Origin of the sequence: Treponema socranskii subsp. buccale (assembly GCF_024181585.1) — a bacterium.
GTDB classification, from domain to species: Bacteria; Spirochaetota; Spirochaetia; order Treponematales; family Treponemataceae; genus Treponema_D; species Treponema_D buccale.
Genome location: NZ_CP054258.1, coordinates 1,859,756 through 1,878,846, shown reverse-complemented (window position 1 = coordinate 1,878,846; position 19,091 = coordinate 1,859,756). Strand labels below are relative to the sequence as shown.

The following is a 19,091-nucleotide window of genomic DNA, read 5'->3' as shown; positions in this document are numbered from 1 at the left end:
GCAAGTACCTGCAAAAGTTTTTTGAGAGGTCTTATGGCAAAGCATAATCGCCGGTATAAGGATTCGGTCTTCGTCGATTTTTTCGGCGAAGATAAAAACGCGAAAGCGAACTTTCTTTCGCTCTACAACGCGCTCCACGGGACTTACCTCGACATATCTGCCGAGCTTGAGCCGCTCAGGCTCGAACAGGTGATGTATATGGCTTTCCGCAATGACGTCGCCTATCTCATAGATGACAAAATCATCGCTCTCGTAGAACATCAAGCTACTGTAAATGCCAACATGCCGCTCCGCTTTTTACAGTATGCCGCTCGGCTTTATGAGCGCATACAAAACCCGCGAGACCGTTATCTCAGACGTTTGAAAAAGATTCCGACGCCTGAGTTTTACGTATTCTACAACGGGAAAGAGGATTATCCCGAAAGCACGACGCTCCGTCTTTCCGATGCCTTTATGACTATACCCGAAAAGCCTGTTCTCGAACTTGTTGTCAGCGTGACAAATATCAATTATAATAAAGGCAGTAAGATATTGCATACATGTAAACCGCTTGCGGAGTACACGCTGTTCATCGAAGCCGTGAGGCGGCATACGAAATTCGATCCTGAAAACGGTTTTCAAAACGCGATCAAAGAGTGTATACAAAATGACATCTTGCGTGAATATTTACAGCGGAAGTCAAAGGAGGTGATGAACATGTTAATTGCCGAATACGATTATGACGTCGATATTGCCGTGCAGCGGGAAGAAGAACGGGAAATCGCACTGAAAGAAGGCGAAGCGAAAGGTTTTTCTCTTGGTGTTACACAGGGCATTTCCGAAGGCTCATATCAGGCGAAACTCGAAACGGCGAAGCTCATGCGAACGCATAACTATCCGATTGCCGAAATCTGCACGATAACCGGTCTTCCCCTGTCTGAAATCGAAAAGCTGTAGCTCCGGTTTCATATTATTAATCCCTTTACTTTTGCACACATACGGCATATACTGTAGGCGATGAAAAACGTATTTGCCGCGTATAAGTCGTACGGAGTACTTGACACGCATACGCACCCCGCGCAAAATTCACGGCTTCACGGCTTCACGGCTTCACGGCTTCACGGCTTCACGGCTTCACGGCGAACTTCGTCTAAAATCGAAAACATACGATCATCTCACACAATACGGCATATGCGTCCAATGTGTGAAACATGTAACGCATTAAGCAGTGATGTGGAAATTGACATAGGAAATACCCCTATGGTTGAGGTGAATCCGTAGCTAACGGTGTATTATCATAGGCGGCGTTACGTATGGTATGTCGGGTAAAATGACTTTTCAAAAAAGGCTCACTTACCCATTATCCATTCTATCTCCTCCCGTTGCAGAAAAAACGGCGATGTGATAGTGTTGCACTGCCTATGAAATCCAAACCTTTCGTATCCGTGCTGCTCCTCTCTCTTCCGCTTCTTTTTACCGGCTGTTCGTCCTTTTCCGGTGAAACCCTCGGTACGGTCTATGTGATTTTTTTGTGGATAGGCGGCGCTGCAGGCTATCTCATTTCCGATTTTATTTGGTCGGGCGACGACGCGGGAAACGAATACACGCCCGCATGGGAAGTGATCGCGTGGTTTGCGTTCACAGCGCTCGGCATCGTTTTAGGCTATGTGAAGCCCTTTTTCCTTTTTTCGGGATTCCTCATTTCCGTTATGACGCCCGTCGCCGGCATGACGGTCATTATGCTCATCGTCCGCGTTTTGAGAAAGAGACGGAAAAACTGACATGTCCGGTTTTTACGATTTTTATGACGTCGCAGTCGTCGGTGCGGGGCACGCCGGGATCGAAGCCGCCCTCGCGTGCGCGCGTATGGGATTGAAGACGCTCGTCGTAACGCAGACGATCGAATCGATCGGACGCCTGTCGTGCAATCCTTCGATCGGCGGCATCGCAAAGGGCAATATCGTCCGCGAAATCGACGCGCTCGGCGGAGAGATGGCAAAGCTCACGGACGCATCTCTCATTCAATTTCGGCTCCTCAACAAAAGCAAGGGGCCGGCCGTACGCGCTCCGCGCGCTCAAGCGGATAAAATCGTCTATTCCGAGCTTGCACGGAAAACGCTCGAAGCGGAGCCCAATCTTTCGACGCTCATGGACACCGTTACCGATATCGTGACGGCGGAAAGTTCGACGCCGCTTCCGCCGCATTCGGAGGGGAGCGCGGAAGAAGGAACGATACCGGGCGAAAAAAGGGGCGAAACGCTCGGCGCGGCTATGCGCCAGAAAATCACCGGCATCGTAACCGAGCGGGGGCGCGTCGTTCCCGTGCGTGCACTCGTGCTTACGACGGGAACCTTTTTGGGCGGACGTATATTTATCGGCGAATACGACGCTCCGTGCGGAAGGCTCGGAGAGGCCGCCGCACAGGGTTTGACGGACTCTCTTCGGAAACTCGGCTTTACGACGGGGAGACTGAAAACCGGCACTCCGCCCCGCGTGCTTAAAAAGACCGTCGATTTTTCGAAGCTCGACGTGCAGGAAGGAGACGCCGACGTTATCCCCTTTTCATACGACAATACCTCAGTCGATCGCCCGCTCGTACCCTGCCACATCGTATACACGAATGGCGAAACGCACCGGATAATCCGCGACAATGTTCACCGCTCGCCGCTTTTCAGCGGAAAGATTTTGGGGATCGGGCCGCGCTACTGTCCGTCCATCGAAGACAAAGTGGTGCGCTTTGCCGAGCGCGAGCGGCACCAGATTTTCGTAGAACCGGAAAGCCTTGAAACCGATGAAATCTATTTGAACGGATTTTCCTCTTCGCTTCCCGAAAGCGTGCAGGATGCGTTTTTGCGCACGTTGCCGGGCTTTGAAAACGCCGTGCCGTCGAGACCGGGTTATGCGGTCGAATACGATTACGTCGAACCGACGCAGCTTTTTTCGTCGCTCGAAACGAAGCGCGTCGCGGGGCTTTTCAACGCGGGGCAAATCAACGGAACATCGGGCTACGAAGAAGCTGCGGGGCAGGGCATCGTCGCGGGCATCAACGCGGGCTATTACGCGAAAGCGCATCGAAAAATCTGCGGTCCCATGTGCGCTTCTTCCGACAATATGCGCTCGTCTCCCGAACGCTTGAACGACGCTCTCGAAAAAGCGCAAAGGGATGCGGGCTTTAATAATTTCCGAACGATACCCGAATGGCAGCCGCTCGTACTCCGCCGCGACGAAGCGTATATCGGCGTATTGATCGACGATTTGGTGACGCTCGGCACAAAGGAGCCTTACCGCATGTTTACCGCGAGAGCCGAATATCGCTTAAAACTCCGAAGCGATACGGCCGACCGCCGCCTTGCTTCTTACGGCTTTGCCGCGGGCTTAAAGACGAAAGCTCAGTTCGACGCCGTAAACCGAAAGTATGCCCTGCGGGAAGAGATATTCGAAAAATTATTAAAAGACCCCGCGCTTGAAAACCCCGGCTACGGCGAAAGCGAATGGGAAGAAGCGAAAATCGATTTCAAATACCGTTACTATATCGAAAAGCAGGACAGGCGTGTCGAAAAGATGCACCGCATGGAAAGCGCGCGCATCCCCGACGATTTCGATTACGCATCCGTCGTATCGCTTTCCGCCGAATCGCGCGCAAAGCTCGAAAAGATCCGCCCGCGCACGCTCGGGCAGGCGGGACGTATTTCCGGCATCCGCGTGAGCGACGTTATGCTCCTCATGGTATATTTAAAATAGCAAAACCTGTTATCGGCTCGACGGCGGCTATATACGGCAATGCCGTTTATCGGTATACTTATACAATTATGGAAAACAAAACGAAGATCGAAAAGTTCGTGCCGCTCGTTTTGACGCTTTTGGTCGTCGCGGCCGATCAAATTACGAAATATATTGTCGTTAAAACGATTCCGCCGTTTACAATAGGCGCATCGTTTTTCGGCGGCATACTGCGTCTCGTGCACGTTTCGAATACGGGCGTCGCTTTCAGCGTCGGCGACAGCTTGCCCGATACTGCCAGACGATTTTTGTTTGCGATCCTTCCGCTGGTCGTGATCGGCATCGTGTTCGCCGTATACTTCAAAAACAATACGTTTACGAAGCTTCAGAGATGGGCGATCTGCGGTATCGTCGGCGGAGGACTCGGAAATCTCGTCGATCGGTTTTTGCGCGCCGAAGGTGTTGTCGACTTTATCGATGTCGATATCCCGAATATCGCCGTGCCGGGATTGTTTTCGCTTGAACGGTGGCCGACCTTCAATATCGCGGACGCGTCTGTCGTCGTGTGCTGTGCGATCCTTATCGTTTCGTTTATGAAAGCGGCCCATACGGAAAATAGGGGAAGTTCGCATGGAATATAATAATTTTTCCGATATCGACCGCACGGAAATCGAAGCGGAAAAGAAACGGCGTCAGGAAATTATTAAAAAGGGAGAGATCGGACGCAATACGATTCTTTTTACGATTGTAAGCTGTATCGTCCAAGTGATCCTTATGCTCGTTCTTATGATAGCGCTGTATGCCGTCGCGGCCGTTATTTTTTATCGTATCCTCCGGCTGCAATCGGCGCTTCCTATCCAAATTGCTTCTCCGCTCGTATTTGTCGGAGGGATGATTTTCGGTTTTATCCTGCATAAAAAAATCATGTACGTGATCATTGACAAATTGAATCTGTACGACAAACTGCAAAAGGGACTCGGCGATTATTATCGCCCGCGCAAATCGCGGAATGACAAGCAGGGCAATTCGTAAATCGGAGCATCCATGAAAAAAATCGGCATTATCGGAGCGATGGAAGTTGAAGTGCAAACGCTTGCATCTTCCATGACCGGAGAAGACGGAAAGGGCAGTGTAAAATTAATAAAATCCGGACATCTTTCGTTTTATGACGGTATGCTTTCGGGTGTCCGCGCGGTCGTCGTAAAAAGCGGCGTCGGTAAAGTGAACGCCGCTCTCTGCGCCCAGCGTCTCATATCGGAATTCGGTGCAACGCATATCGTAAATACCGGCATCGCGGGAGCCGCCGCTTCATCGCTCGGCGTATTCGATGTCGTCGTTTCAACCGATGCGATGTATCACGATGTCGATGCGACTCTTTTCGGTTATAAACCCTGCGAGATTCCGCAGATGGATGTATATCGTTTTCCGGCGGATGAGAATTTGATACGGGCTGCCGAAAAGGCGTTTGCAAAAACGGATGCGGCGAAAAAATATACATTAGTAAAAGGCCGCGTCGCTTCAGGCGATCAGTTTATCGCGGACGGAAAAGTCAAACGGCATATAAAAGCGCTGTGCGATCCCGCGTGCATAGAAATGGAAGGAGCCGCTATAGCGCATACGTGCTATTTGAACGACGTACCCTTTGTGATCATACGCGCCATGTCGGATGCCGCGGACGACAACGGGGGAAAAGCGATCGCGTTCAACGAAAAAGCGGCCGCCGAAGAGAGCGCGGCCATCGTTAGTGAAATGATGAAATTATTATAAGCGGAGTTTATATCTAAGCAACTATGAACCTTTTGCAGAAATTTAAAGAGACGGCGTCGTCCGTGCTTCCCGTCATGGCAATCGTGCTCATACTCGGAGTTACTGCAGCCCCGCTCGGGAGCGATCTGCTTTTGCGATTTTTCGTCGGCGGCATTTTGCTCATCACGGGGCTGACGATCTTTTTGCTCGGCGTTGACGTCGGCATCCTTCCGCTCGGAGAGCAGGGCGGTTCGGAGCTGACAAAGCGGCGAAATCTTCCGCTTTTGCTCGGCGCGTCCTTTCTCATCGGTTTTCTCGTCACCGCGTCGGAGCCCGATATCCAAGTGCTCGCCGATCAGGTGCGGAGCGTTTTTCCCCTTGTAAACAAACTGCTTTTTATCGTGATGATAGCGATCGGTGTCGGGCTCTACATCATGCTCGGACTTTTGCGCACGGTCATGCACCTGTCGCTGAAGATAATCCTTGCCGTTTCATACGTCGTTATCTTTATACTCGCGTTTGCAGCTCCGCAGAGTTTTATCGGTATCGCCTTCGATTCCGGAGGTGCGACGACGGGCCCGATGACGGTGCCCTTTATCATGGCGCTCGGTATCGGTGTTTCTTCGGTGCGCATGCATTCGAAGGGCGGAACGAGCGACTCTCAAAGCGATAATTTCGGGCTCACGGGTATGGCATCCGCAGGGCCGATCATGGCGGTGCTGCTCTACGGTTCGGTGCTCTCTCATCACGCGCGTACCGTTTCGGAAGCGGCCGCTTCGGGTGCGGGCGGAGAAGCGGTGCAGGGGCTTCGCGCATTCGTTGCGGTGCTGCCCCATATCGTGCGGGAAGCCGCTTTTTCGCTTCTTCCCGTTGTCGCGCTCTTTGTCGCGTTTCAGATTTTTTTGCTGCGTATGCCGCCTCGTAAAGTCGCTCGTATGATCGCGGGTTTTATCTACAGCTATATCGGGCTCGTCGTCTTTCTTGTCGGCGTCAACGGCGGTTTTATGGCGGCGGGGCGAAAGCTCGGTGAACTGCTCGGCACGCGCGCGGTTCAAAGCGGCGGGCTTTGGACGGCGCTCCTTATCGGCACGGGGCTTTTGATCGGTGCGGTCGTCGTGTGTGCCGAGCCCGCCGTGTGGGTGCTCACCGATCAGGTCGAATCGATTTCCGGCGGTACGATAAAGCGAAAAGCGCTTCTCGTCTTTTTATCCGCGGGAGCTGCGATCGCGATAGGGCTTTCGATGGTGCGGGCGCTCACCGGATTCAATATCATGTACATCCTTGCCCCCGGCTATGCGGCGGCTTTTATATTGATGCTCTTTTGTCCGAAACTTTTTACCGGCATCGCCTTCGATTCGGGGGGCGTCGCTTCGGGGCCCATAAGTTCGACCTTTGTACTTTCGTTTGCGCTCGGCGCATCGCAGGCATCGGGCGGCAGAACGGACGCGTTCGGCGTGATTGCGCTCATCGCGATGACGCCGCTTATCGCGATCCAAGTGTTCGGCCTCGTATTTCAGCATAAAAAAAAGAAAGGGGAAAGAGGAGAAAAATGACGGCATACAATTTAATAATCTGTATCGTTCCGCACGACGAAGGCGAGTTTATTACAAAGACTGCGGTAAGCGCGGGTGCGGGCGGCGGGACGGTTATGATGGGGCGCGGTACGACGGCGAGCGGCGTGCTGCATGCGCTGGCGCTCGGCGATATGCCGAAAGACATCGTGTACATACTCGTTCCCGCAGAAAAAAAATCGGATATCGTCGGTGCGATTGCCGCCGCATCGGAATCGAAAAAGAAAAAATTCGGCGTGCTCGTTACCGTCGATGCGGCGAAATTATTAAAAATAGGAACGGTTTCGGGAGGCGGAGATTATATGGCTCAAAAAACGACACATCAGATGATTACCGTGATTGCAAATAAAGGCTATGCGGACGACATCATGGCGGCGGCGCGGAAAGCGGGCGCCGGAGGCGGTACGGTCATCAATGCGCGGGGGACTGCGACGCCGGGAGATGCGAAATTTTTCGGTATGGAAATCATCCCCGAAAAAGAGATGATATTCATCATCATCGATTCCGAAAAGCTCGACGGCGTTTTCGAAGCCGTCCGTACGCTGCCCTGCCTTGCCGAACCCGGAAGCGGTATCGCGTTTTGCACACCGGTCGGAGACTTTACCCTGCTCGGAAAAAAATCGTGAAAACTGCCGATGCCGTACTGTGTGCGCTTTCAAAGCCCGAGACGGCGGACGGTTTTATTTCGGGTGAATCGCTTGCCGCCCGTTCAGGCGTTTCTCGGCAGGCGGTGTGGAAAGCGGTACGGCAGCTGCGCCTGCAGGGCGCCCGGATCGAAGCCGTGACGAACAGGGGCTATCGCCTTTCGGGTGCGGGCGGCATCCTTTCGGAAGAAGAGGTTTCTTCGCTTATAGACGAAGCGCTGCATGTGCGCGTTTTCGTCTATCAAAAAATCGATTCGACGAATACCGAAGCGAAGCGGCGTTTGGCTGAAGCTTCCGACGTGCGCTCCCTCGATCGCACCGTGATCGTCGCGTCCTCTCAAACGGCAGGCCGCGGGAGGCTCGGACGAAAGTTTTATTCGCCGGACGGTTCGGGCTTGTATCTTTCCATCATCTATGCGCCGAATGAAAAAATCGAATCGCCTGCACTGCTGACCGCGACGGCGGCAGTCGGTGTATGCCGCGCGCTCTTTTCGGTTTACGAAGCCGCGGCCCAAATCAAATGGGTAAACGATATTTTTATGCGGGGCAAAAAAGTTTCGGGCATCCTCACCGAAGGCCTTACCGATTTTGAGAGGGGCGGCATATCGTGCGCGGTCGTCGGCATCGGCGTAAATATCGCACCCGAAGATTTTCCGCGCGACATCGCAGCCGTCGCGACTTCCGTGCTCGACGACAAAAAAGCGGATACGAAGCGAAGCGCGCTTGCGGCGGCGATCGTAAACGAAGTGCTTTCGATTTACACATCCGGAAAAAAAGGTTTTGTCCGTGCAATGAAAGAATACCGCGAGCGTTCGCTTTTGACGGGAAAAACGGTGACCGTGCACCCCGTCGTAGACGGAGCGGAAGCGTACGAAGCGGAAGTGCGGGGCATAAGCGAAGACGCGAAATTGATCGTAAAAACCGGAGACGGAAAGGAGCGCTTTCTCGACAGCGGTGAAGTGACGCTCCATTCGCACCGGGAGAGATGAGCAGGCGGCTTTTCGCTTTATTATTGACAGCGGTTTGTCTTCCGAACATTGCGGATAAACGGATAAAAATGATATACTGTGCTCTGTAAATTCGATTATTCGAAAGCTGCGCGGATATCCGGACGGCGAAAAATTTTTAAAATTATTATTTTTGTAAAAAATTTTACGGAGGTATTTAAATGGATGTGATGAAGTCGTTTTCGCTTGCCGGAAAAACGGCGTGGGTGACGGGCGCTTCGCACGGCATCGGCTTTGCCATCGCTTCGGCGCTTGCGGAAGCGGGAGCTAAAGTCGCCTTTAACGAGCGTCATGCCGACAAGCTTGAAAAAGGAAGCGCCGCTTATAAAAAAGCGGGTCTTGATGTGCGCCCGTATCTCTGCGACGTTACCGATGAAGCCGATGTCAAATCGACGGTAAAAAAAATCAACGCGGATTTGGGCGTTATCGATATCCTTGTAAACAACGCAGGCATCATCCGCCGCGTGCCGATGACGGAGTTGACCGTCGAACAGTATAAAGAAGTTATCGATATCGATTTGGTTTCTCCTTTTATCGCGGCAAAAGCGGTTGTTCCGCAGATGATTGAAAAAGGCCACGGTAAAATTATTAATATTTGTTCGATGATGAGCGAACTCGGACGGGAAACGGTAAGCGCCTATGCCGCGGCCAAAGGCGGCTTGAAGATGCTTACGCGGAATATCTGCAGCGAATACGGTAAATACAATATTCAATGCAACGGCATCGGGCCGGGTTATATCGCAACGTCGCAGACGGCTCCGCTTAGGGAAAAACAGGCGGACGGTTCCCGTCATCCCTTCGATTCGTTTATCATTTCGAAAACGCCTGCGGAGCGTTGGGGAACTCCGGACGATCTGAAAGGTCCTGCGGTGTTTCTTGCAAGCGATGCGTCGGATTTTGTAAACGGCCACATACTCTATGTCGACGGGGGTATCCTCGCGTATATCGGCAGACAGCCGAGCTGAAAAATTAATAATTATTAATCTGTGTAAGGAAGGATGATATATGGATATTCGCTATTCGGTCGGAAAAGAACAATTCAAACGGATGACGACGAAAGAGCTCAGAGACGAGTTTCTCGTACGCAATATTTTTCAAGCAAACGATGTATCCGCCGTATATTCTCATATCGACAGAATTGTAACCATGGGTGCGATGCCGACGACGGAAAAAATCGATATCGAAAAAAATATCGACGCGATGAAAGATTTTGGCGTATCCTATTTTTTGGAGCGGCGAGAACTCGGTATCGTAAACATCGGAGGAACGGGATTTGTCGAAGCGGACGGCAAGCGCTTTGAGCTGAAAGGGCGGGATGCGCTCTATGTGCCGCAGGGCACGAAATCGGTTTTGCTCGGAAGTGCCGACGGGGCGAATCCCGCAAAATTTTATATGAACAGCGCGCCCGCTCATCGTCCGTTTCCGATAAAATTAATAAGTTTGAACGATGCGAAGCACTTGAATCTCGGCAGTAAAGAAGGATGCAACGAGCGCGTCATCAATCAGTATATTCATCCGGACGTTTTGGAAACGTGTCAGCTTTCGATGGGACTGACGCAGCTTGCCCCCGGGTCCGTGTGGAATACGATGCCTGCCCACACGCACGAGCGCCGTATGGAAGTTTATTTTTATTTCGACATCGCCGAAGACGAAGCCGTTTTCCACTTTATGGGTTCACCGTCCGAAACCCGCCACATCGCCGTGCATAACGACGAAGCCGTCATCAATCCGAGTTGGTCGATTCATGCGGGCTGCGGCACGAAAAACTACACATTCATTTGGAGCATGGTCGGTGAAAACAGAACGTACACCGACCAGGATGTGATACGCACTCGGGATTTGCGCTAGAGAATGTGCAGGTTATGGCTTTCGAAGTTGAGGTAGGCTTTGTCTCCCGCTTCGTAAAGCTTGTGATTTTTCGGGTTGTATTCGGTGATCTTTATCATCATGCCGTTTACGTCGACCTGATAATACTGATACGAGCCCATAAACGTCGAAAGCGTTACCGTGCACGGGAGCACTCCTTTGTCGGCGAGCGTAATCGATTCGGGGCGCAGTACGATTTTGCATGAGTCGCCCTTTGAAACTTTTTCAAAGGATTCGGCGGTGATATCGACGCCGCCGACATCGACGTGTATGGCTTTGGAATCGATCGACGTTACGCTTCCGGTCAGGAAGTTCACTTCGCCGATAAAGTCCGCGACGAATTCGTTTTTCGGCTGATAGTAGATTTCGCGCGGCGTTCCCATCTGTGCGATTTTGCCTTTATTCATGATGATGATTTGGTCGGAGATGCTCATAGCTTCCGACTGGTCGTGCGTAACGTAAATCGCCGTAATGCCGACCGTCTGCTGGATGCGCCTGATTTCGGTACGCATTGCGACGCGGAGCTTTGCGTCGAGATTCGAAAGCGGTTCGTCGAAAAGCAAAACGCTCGGCTGTACGACAAGCGCGCGCGCGAGGGCGACTCGCTGCTGCTGTCCGCCGGACAGCTGATTCGTCATGCGGCCTTCGAGCCCTTCGAGTTCGACGAGTTTGAGCATGGCCATAACGCGCTCGGCTATTTCGTCTTTTGTAACTTTTCTGATTTTTAAGCCGTAGGCGATATTGTCGAAAACGTTGTAGTGCGGCAAAAGCGCGTAGCTTTGGAACACCATTGCCGTATCGCGCTTGTTCGGCGTGAGTTCGTTGATCGCTTGATCGCCGATGTAGATTTCGCCCTTGTCGGGGCTTTCAAATCCCGCGACCATGCGGAGCGTCGTCGTCTTTCCGCAGCCTGAAGGGCCGAGCAGGGTGACAAAGCTGCCGGGTTTGATGTCGAGCGAAATATCGTCCACTGCGGCAAAATCTTTTTCCGTTTTATAATCTTTGTAAATCTTCGTTATGTGATCGAGGCGTACGCCCTTTTGTTCTTTTGACATAATATTCCCCTTGTTATTTTTGTTTGCGGCTTGTGCCGAATTTTCCGGTAAACAGATTCATCAGCGTAATCGCCGTATACGTGATAATGATCAGTATGGTCGCGTATGCGCAGGCTATGCCGTAGTTGCCTTTTTCCGCGTGTTCGTTGATGCGCACGGTGATGAGCACGAACTGCGGAGTGACCAGCAGAATGATCGCTGAAATCGCCGTGATGGAACGCACGAAAGTCGTAACGAGTCCGCTGAAAAAGGAATCCTTAATAAGAGGAAGCGTCACCGTCGTAAATACGGTGAAGCTGTCGGCACCCAAATCGTAGGCGGACTCTTCGATCGATTTATCGATCTGCCTCAGAGCTGCGATGCCGCTTCGCGTACCGATCGGAAGCGAGCGCACGATGAACACGATAACGAGAATCGCTCCCGTGCCGTAGAGCCCCTGCATAAAACCGGAGTGAAAGATGCCGCTGTTGAAGCCGCGGATAAAGCCGACGCCGAGAACCGTTCCCGGAACCGCCATCGCAAGCATAGCGATGAATTCCATAAATCCCTTGCCGGCGAATTTTCGCTTTACGACCAAGTAGGCGATTATCATCGAAATGAATGCGGTGATGGGAGAGGCGATGAGCGAAAGCCAAATCGAATCGAGGAATACTTTGTATCCGTTATTTTTAAAAATGTACTGATACCATTTGAGCGACAGGCTGTAGTTCCGTCCCCAAATCTTAAAGAGAGAGCCGAATACGACGAGGATGTAAAGCACGATAACGAACAGCGAAATGACGATGCTGATCGTGACGAGCGGAACGCGTACGCTTTTGTCTTTTATGCGCATGCGCTCCCGAGAGGCTTTGCCCGTAAGGGTAGCGACCGATTTCCGCTCGAGCCGATATTTTTCGACGATGAATAAGCCCATCGAAATAAAGAGCAGCACGACGGCCATTGCGGTAGCGCCGCTTTTATCGTATGCGCCGGTGAGCTGCAGATAAATCGACGTTGCGAGCGTGTCGAAGTTTCCTCCGATGATCATCGGGTTTGCAAAGTCCGCAACCGATTCGATAAAGGTTACGAGAAAGGCGTTACCGAGACCGGGAAGCAAAAGCGGAAGCGTTACCGACGTAAACACTTTCCATCGTGAAGCACCGATATTGCGAGCGGCTTCTTCGAGTGAAGGATCTATGTTTTTAAGCAAGCCTTTGAGCATGAGGTAGCAGACGGGAAAAAATGTAAGTGTCTGTACGAGACAGATGCCCGGAAGGCCGTATAATTTTGTCGTACTTAAATTGAACAGGTTTCGCGTGATGATACCCGTGCGTCCGAAAAGCATGATCGCCGAAAGAGAGAGAACGAAGGGGGGCGAAACGACCGGCAGCACGGAAACGATTTTAAACAGGCTTTTGACGAATTTGTTTCCGACGCTGACGTACATGTCGACGTATGCGAAGAGAAAGCCGACAAGAGTGGCGAGGATGCCTGAAATAAAGCCGAGCTGCAGCGTATTTGAAATCGCCTTTCGAAAGCCCGACATCCCGAAAATGCGGGCGAATACGGAAAGCGTGATTTGATTTTCTTCGTACACGCTGTCGACAAGCAAAATCGACAGGGGATAGACGATAAATAAAACTAAAAACAAAAATATGCCGAATATTGCGGTGATGAGGATCGGATCGGCAAACAATTTTTTTCTGTCGAGCGTTTTGCTTTGCATTCCCGCGCTGTATGGTTTTGTCATAATAAAAATCCACGAAAAAAGATGATGTGCTGCGGCACGGATCGCACCGCAGCGGTAATTGAAATTAATAATTATTCGTGCAGAGGATTTAATACCCCGACGCTTGCGTCGTAACAAAGGGTATTAAAGCCGACTGCAACCACCTTATGAGAACAACATACCCCGACGCTTGCGTCGGGGGTATGTTGATTATTTTGTTTTAACGCGGTCGTCGCTTGCGATGACTTTAAAGAAATCCTGTACGTACTGCGACGTGTGGTATTTCGCGTCTTCGAAATCGTAGTTGATCGTTTTGATTTTATCGAGACCGGCTTTGACGGCCGCTTTAACGGGCTTCGCGTTGTCGATGACGAGGAACTGATACGAACCGTTTTCCTGAGCGAGGTTTACGCAGTCGGGTGAAAGCGCGAACTCGATGAATTTCTGCGCGTTTGCGACATTTTTTGCGCCTTTGAAAATTGCCGTCGCTCCGATTTCGTAGCTCGTACCGGAAGCGGGCGCGGTCATGCCCAAATTGTCGTATCCGTTGTCGACGATCTGATAGACGACGTCGTGCAGGAAGCCGATGCCGATGACGATTTCGCCGGTCGGAACGAGCTTCGACGGGCCGGAACCGGACTTCGTGTACTGGACGATATTTTTATCGAGCGCTTTGAAATACTCCATCGCTTTGTCGTGTCCTTTCATCTGCACCATCGTGTTGACGATGAGTTTTCCCGTTCCCGCCGTATTCGGGTTTGCGAACGAAACCAAGCCTTTGTACTGCGGTTTTATCAAATCGTCCCAGTCTTTCGGCGGCTGGATGCCGAGACGCTTGATTTCTTCCGTGTTCCAAAAAAAGCCGAGGATGCCGCGGTAGATTCCGAACCAGTTGTTGTTCGCATCTTTGAACTGCGGTGCGATGATGTGTTTTGCATTTTTCGCGTTGTACGGGAGCAAAAGTCCTCTTGCCGCCGCTTCGTTGTACGGGTCGGTCGTGCCGCCGAACCATACGTCCGCCGACGGTTTGCCGTTTTCTTCGGCGATCTTCGTGAGCACTTCGCCCGTCGAAAGGCGCTGGTAGCTCGTTTTGATGCCGGTGAGTTTTTCGAATTTCGCACATACGGCGCTGACGTATTCTTCTTCGCATGAGCCGTAGACGACGAGGGAACCCGCGTTTTTGTTGCCGGCGGCAAAGAGCATACTGCCGGCGAGCAAAAGCGAGCCGATGACTGCACAAATCTTTTTCATAATGGAAATCCTCCGGATATTGAATATCTTTAAGAAAATTGTAAGGGGGGAATTCCGTATTCGCAATGCCGATTTTATATAAAAATATCCCGAAAAATGAACCGAACGGAGCGCGATGCGGAAAGACGCGAAACAGGCTTGCAGCCGATCGGGCCAGACGTGTCGAAAAGTATGTTTTCTAAAAAATAGCGTGAACGTAAAAAATCGGCCGCACTCAGTCGGGCGTTCGATTTTTCCGTTTTCCGTCCGGCTTTGCGAGTTCCGTCGGCGGAAAACCCGCATAGGATTTGAACACTTCGTAAAATCGCTTGTACGACGAAAAACCCGTCATCGATGCGACTTCGTAGACGCGGTATTTTTGATCGGAAAGGAGGCTTACGGCTTTTTGAATCCGGTACGTGTTCAAAAAATCGAGGAAAGTCATCGACGTGTGTTTTTTAAATAATCTGCTCAAATAACTTGCGCTCACTTTGAGCGTTTCGGCAAGCGTTTCGATATTCGGATGCCCCGCGTAGTTTTGTTCGATCGCGCTGAGGCAGGCTGCGATATACGGATTGTCGGAAACCGGGGGCGGAAGAAAGGGCGACGGGGCGCTGCCTGTGTTTCCCTCGCGTTCGGCTTTTTGTGCGATGCGGTTTTTTTCAAGCTGCTCTTTTGCTTTTAAGACGACATCTTTGATTTTTTCTTCGTCTACGGGTTTTAAAAGATAATCGAAGACGCGGAGGGCGATGGCGTTTTTGGCATAGTTGAAATCGGAATAGCTTGTAAGCACGATCGGGATAAAATCGATTTTTTCCTTTTGCGCTTCCGCTATCATATCGAGTCCGCTCATGCCCGGCATTTTTATGTCGGTGATCACGATGTCGGGGCGCAGGCTTTTTATCTTTTCGAGCCCTTCCGTACCCGTTGCCGCGGAAGCGACGACGACAGCGTTCATGGAAAGCCAGTCGATCGTATACAAAAGCCCCGAACGGATAATCTCTTCATCTTCGGCAATCAGTATGCGTATCATAGTTTACTCCGAATGACCGGCAGGCTTATGCGCACGGTCGTTCCGCTGCCCGCAACGCTGTCGATCGTCATGCCGTATCCTCGTCCGTACAAAAGCTCTATGCGCCGCTCGACGTTGTATAAGCCGATGTGATTCGTTTTATTGCTCTGCGCGCGGATGAGTTTCCGCATCGCTTTCAGTTCGCTTTCGTCTATGCCGGCTCCGTCGTCGCGCACGACGATATACAGTTTTTTCCCGACCGTATGCGCTCCGATCGAAACTTTCATGCGCTCTTTGTCGGCGAAGCCGTGCTTGACGGAATTGTCGATTAAAGGCTGCACGATGAGCTTCGGCACGACGCAGTTTTGTACTTCGTCCGGCACGTCGATTTCGTATGCGAATTTTTTACCGAAGCGGAGTTTCAATATGTACAGATAATGTTCGATGCGGCGGATGTCTTCACCGATCGCGGCCGTCGACGCATCGTTGTCGATGCTGTAGCGCAAGAGTTCCGAAAGGCGCAGAATCGTTTTTTGCGCTTTATCAGGATCGAGTTTTATTAAAAATTTAATATTTTCGAGCGTGTTGTATAAAAAGTGCGGATTGAACTGCATTTCGAGCTGTTTGATTTCCGCGATATAACGTTCGTGCGTTTCTTTTTTATTTTCATCGATGAGGCGCTGTACCGTGTCGAGCATGTCGTTGTACGCGTTTGCAATCTTTTGGAATTCGACAGTGCCGGAAGCCGCAAGTCGTTCTGCGAGATTGCCGCGTTCGACTTCGCCGCACAAGTCTGCGATCTGTGTGAGAGAACGCGATTCCTTTTCCGCGATTTTAGCCGCGCTGACGAAAAGCCCTGCGATAACAAGGGCGAGAACCGAAAGCGTCGTCAATACGATTATTAAAAAAGCGCTCCGCATCTGCTGTGTGTTTTGAAAGGTGTAGACGTTGAAGATGCCGTCCGTTGTCGTTTCCCGAAAGACCGCTTCGTTTTCCGTAAAATAATAGCGCCTGTCGCTTCGATAGCCGGCCGCGAGCTTTCCGAATGCGTTCGCCGCGTGAGGGAACGAAGAGGCAAAGAGCGTACCCTTGGCGTCGGTGATCGCAAAGGGGAGCGCCGGATTGAAATATGCGCGTATGTCTTTTTCGTCTATCGTAAAGACGATATAGCCGCCGATTCTGTCTTTTGCGCCGAGCGCGCATCCGATGACGATTTCGCTTTTTCCGCTTGTATTGTATTCCGACGATAATTCGATCACCGTTTGATCGGGCTTTTCGCGCATTCTGCCGAGTGCACCCCATGTAAATTGATTTTGCCATTCGGGAACGATAAAGTCGTCATCAGTCCTTCCTTGCAGTACGATACCGTACGACGGGGAAAGCAGCGTAAAATTCGCGGCGATCTTTTGCGTATGGATAAATTCTTTCAACACGGTATACGCTTCGGAGACGAAAGGTGCGTCGTCAAAAATTCTTCTTTCGGAAGAAAGACTTTTCTCTTCGATAAAAGCGCCGTATGAGGCTACGGCTGCGTTCAAAACGGAGGCAAGCTTTTTGTTTTCGCGCGCGAGCGTGCGGTAGAGATTTACGTTCCACAGAAAAACGGAAGTGATGATGACGATACTTGCAAACGCGACGGACGGAATGAGCGAATGCGCTATGAACGAGCGGCGTATTTCTTCTTTGAAATGCACAGTGCTACTCATCGCTTTGCCTCGCGCTTTCAAAGATATCGAGAAAGCGCTCTACCCATTCGCTTTGATGCGACGTCGTATACGCGTAATCTACGGAGATGCACTTGATTGCGCTCTTTGCCGGAAGGAGGCTTTTCACTTCGACGTCGCTTCGTACGGAACGGCGGTTCATTTTTTTTGCGATATAGCTTTGTACGTTTTTTCCCGTCACATAATCGATAAATCGGACGGCATTGTCTTTGTGCCGGATTTTTTTCGGCATATAGACGCCGTCGGGAGTAAAGACGACGCCTTCGCTCATGTAGACTAAGGCGATGTTGTCGTCTTTTTCGGCAAAATTGGCGCCGCCCTCTTCGAAAGTTAAACCGACAGCAAAGCGTCCGTCCGCAACTCCGTTATAGACCGCACTCGAAGAGTTTAAAAGAATGCCGTCGAGATTTTTGCACAGCGTTTTTACGTAGTCCCAGCCGTCGTCGGGATTTCCTTTGCCTTCGGCATAGAGCATATTTATTAAATGTTCCCATGCCGACGACGACGTTTCCGGGTTTCCGAACGCGATCGCGCCTTTTAATTTCGGATTGAGGAGATCGTCGTAGCCTGAGACTACGACGTCGCCGAGCCGCTTTTTGTTGATCATTAAAACGCTCGGCACGTCGGAAAAGCGGTTCAACATGCCTTCGACGTTTTTATATTCATTTTTGATATACGCTTCGTTCGCACTTGTATAAGAATCGAAGAGTGAAGAAGCGGGAAGCACCGATGCGTAGGAGCCGCCCCACAGCACATCGTACGGAGAAGCGTCGGGGTGCATTTGAAGATTTTTAAGTATTTCTTTTGTGCCGCCCTGTACGAGTTCGACGGCGATCCCCGTTTCGTTTTCGAAATTCTCTATGACGGGAACGATGAGTACGAGCGGGTGGGGACTTGCGACGACGAGCGTGTTCGCATCGCCGCCTTTCGCCTTTTGAAAGCAGCCCGTAAAAACGAAAAGCGCTGCGGAAAACAAAAGCGCGCGGAAAGGGGTACGCATAGCGTCAGTATAGCACGGATCGCCCTCGTTTGAAACGGGGGCGCGTTATGGGGGCGAAAAAAAGGAACCGACTTTTAAGACAACTCTATATAGTCAAGACGGTTGTCCTGAGTCGATTGTTTACCGACACGTTACAATTCTTCGATGTATTTTACACCTTTGAGTGCGCCGAATTGCTGAATGACTTCGGCATGGTTTTGCCGCTTCGGGAGCGAGATCGCGATGTTGACGCCGACGTAATCTCCGTCGAGCAGCGATTTTTTCATTTCGATGTCTGACAACGTGCAGTTCATTTTGCGTGCTTCTTTTACGAACGACGTAAACGCTTCCGTCGATTTGAATTCGGCGAAGACGATCATCGAACGGCTCATCGCGTTCATCCGCGCGTCGATCCTGCTCATAATCGTCAGGATGACGAGCAAAAAGAGTCCGGTGATAAAGGCGCCGATATAAAATCCCGCCCCGATCGCAAGACCCAATCCCGCCGATCCCCAAAGACCGGCGGCGGTTGTAATGCCTTTAATGCGCATATTGCTTATCATAATGCTGCCGGCGCCGAGAAAGCCGATGCCGCTGATGACTTGCGCGCCGAGCCTCGCGGGATCTCCCGTGCCGTAGAATTCGACGAGGTATAAGTCCGTGATCATGATGAGCGCCGAAGAGAGGCAGACGATCATATACGTGCGAAAACCCGCGGGGCGGTGTTTTCTCCCCCGCTCGAGTCCGAGTATGCCTCCGAAAGCTACGGCGAGCGCGAGGCGCACGAACACCGAAACGGTATTCAGCGATGTCAGTATTTCCGGCAAATCAAAAACGGCATTTGTCATTA

Annotated in this window: 18 protein-coding genes; 11 read left to right on the top strand and 7 right to left on the bottom strand. The window is 51.3% G+C overall.

What is annotated here, in order from left to right; translation table 11 throughout:
* Positions 1-33: 33 nt before the first annotated feature.
* The 11 genes from HRI97_RS08550 (at position 34) to kduI (ending at position 10,515) form a co-directional block, all read left to right on the top strand.
* The gene (locus HRI97_RS08550; RefSeq protein WP_253725051.1) at positions 34-936 is read left to right on the top strand and encodes an Rpn family recombination-promoting nuclease/putative transposase; all 903 of its coding nucleotides are present in this window, start codon (positions 34-36) and stop codon (positions 934-936) included.
* 464 nt (positions 937-1,400) lie between these two features.
* Positions 1,401-1,760 (top strand): hypothetical protein, encoded by a 360-nt coding sequence (locus HRI97_RS08545; RefSeq protein ID WP_253725050.1) that lies wholly within the window; start codon positions 1,401-1,403, stop codon positions 1,758-1,760.
* A gap of 1 nt (position 1,761) precedes the next feature.
* Positions 1,762-3,720, top strand: a complete 1,959-nt coding sequence (locus HRI97_RS08540) for a tRNA uridine-5-carboxymethylaminomethyl modification enzyme MnmG/GidA (RefSeq protein WP_253725049.1) — start codon at positions 1,762-1,764, stop codon at positions 3,718-3,720.
* A 68-nt stretch (positions 3,721-3,788) separates the two neighbouring features.
* Positions 3,789-4,340, top strand: a complete 552-nt coding sequence (gene lspA, locus HRI97_RS08535) for a signal peptidase II (protein ID WP_253725048.1) — start codon at positions 3,789-3,791, stop codon at positions 4,338-4,340.
* Complete coding sequence (locus tag HRI97_RS08530; protein WP_253725047.1) at positions 4,330-4,731, top strand: hypothetical protein; 402 nt, start codon at positions 4,330-4,332, stop codon at positions 4,729-4,731. Before lspA ends, HRI97_RS08530 begins: the two co-directional genes overlap by 11 nt.
* A gap of 12 nt (positions 4,732-4,743) precedes the next feature.
* Entirely contained in the window at positions 4,744-5,466 is a 723-nt protein-coding gene (locus HRI97_RS08525) for a 5'-methylthioadenosine/adenosylhomocysteine nucleosidase (RefSeq protein WP_253725046.1), read from the top strand.
* A 23-nt stretch (positions 5,467-5,489) separates the two neighbouring features.
* Positions 5,490-6,998 carry a DUF1538 domain-containing protein gene (locus HRI97_RS08520; protein ID WP_253725045.1) on the top strand — a complete coding sequence of 503 codons (1,509 nt, stop codon included), beginning with the start codon at positions 5,490-5,492 and terminating at the stop codon, positions 6,996-6,998.
* Complete coding sequence (locus HRI97_RS08515; RefSeq protein ID WP_253725044.1) at positions 6,995-7,642, top strand: P-II family nitrogen regulator; 648 nt, start codon at positions 6,995-6,997, stop codon at positions 7,640-7,642. Before HRI97_RS08520 ends, HRI97_RS08515 begins: the two co-directional genes overlap by 4 nt.
* A complete protein-coding gene (locus HRI97_RS08510; protein ID WP_253725043.1) occupies positions 7,639-8,649 on the top strand; it encodes a biotin--[acetyl-CoA-carboxylase] ligase in 1,011 nt (336 codons plus the stop codon). Before HRI97_RS08515 ends, HRI97_RS08510 begins: the two co-directional genes overlap by 4 nt.
* A 179-nt stretch (positions 8,650-8,828) precedes the next feature.
* Positions 8,829-9,632, top strand: a complete 804-nt coding sequence (locus tag HRI97_RS08505; protein WP_197927102.1) for a gluconate 5-dehydrogenase — start codon at positions 8,829-8,831, stop codon at positions 9,630-9,632.
* 40 nt (positions 9,633-9,672) lie between these two features.
* The gene (kduI, locus tag HRI97_RS08500; protein WP_180486651.1) at positions 9,673-10,515 is read left to right on the top strand and encodes a 5-dehydro-4-deoxy-D-glucuronate isomerase; all 843 of its coding nucleotides are present in this window, start codon (positions 9,673-9,675) and stop codon (positions 10,513-10,515) included.
* Here kduI and HRI97_RS08495 read toward each other — a convergent pair.
* From HRI97_RS08495 to HRI97_RS08465, 7 genes are all read right to left on the bottom strand, one after another.
* Positions 10,512-11,588: an ABC transporter ATP-binding protein gene (locus tag HRI97_RS08495; RefSeq protein ID WP_253725042.1), complete on the bottom strand. Its 1,077-nt coding sequence runs from the start codon at positions 11,586-11,588 to the stop codon at positions 10,512-10,514. The two genes, kduI and HRI97_RS08495, sit on opposite strands and share 4 nt — an antisense overlap.
* A gap of 13 nt (positions 11,589-11,601) precedes the next feature.
* Entirely contained in the window at positions 11,602-13,317 is a 1,716-nt protein-coding gene (locus HRI97_RS08490; RefSeq protein WP_253725041.1) for an ABC transporter permease, read from the bottom strand.
* Between the two features lie 189 nt (positions 13,318-13,506).
* Positions 13,507-14,547, bottom strand: coding sequence for an ABC transporter substrate-binding protein (locus HRI97_RS08485; RefSeq protein WP_180486648.1), 1,041 nt, complete (start codon positions 14,545-14,547; stop codon positions 13,507-13,509).
* A 214-nt stretch (positions 14,548-14,761) separates the two neighbouring features.
* On the bottom strand, positions 14,762-15,559 hold the full coding sequence (locus tag HRI97_RS08480; protein WP_253725040.1) for a response regulator transcription factor: 798 nt from the start codon (positions 15,557-15,559) through the stop codon (positions 14,762-14,764).
* Positions 15,556-17,244: a sensor histidine kinase gene (locus tag HRI97_RS08475; protein ID WP_253725039.1), complete on the bottom strand. Its 1,689-nt coding sequence runs from the start codon at positions 17,242-17,244 to the stop codon at positions 15,556-15,558. Before HRI97_RS08475 ends, HRI97_RS08480 begins: the two co-directional genes overlap by 4 nt.
* Positions 17,237-18,262: an extracellular solute-binding protein gene (locus tag HRI97_RS08470; RefSeq protein ID WP_253725038.1), complete on the bottom strand. Its 1,026-nt coding sequence runs from the start codon at positions 18,260-18,262 to the stop codon at positions 17,237-17,239. Before HRI97_RS08470 ends, HRI97_RS08475 begins: the two co-directional genes overlap by 8 nt.
* 131 nt (positions 18,263-18,393) lie before the next feature.
* Entirely contained in the window at positions 18,394-19,089 is a 696-nt protein-coding gene (locus HRI97_RS08465; RefSeq protein WP_252722112.1) for an MgtC/SapB family protein, read from the bottom strand.
* Between the last annotated feature and the right edge of the window lie 2 nt (positions 19,090-19,091).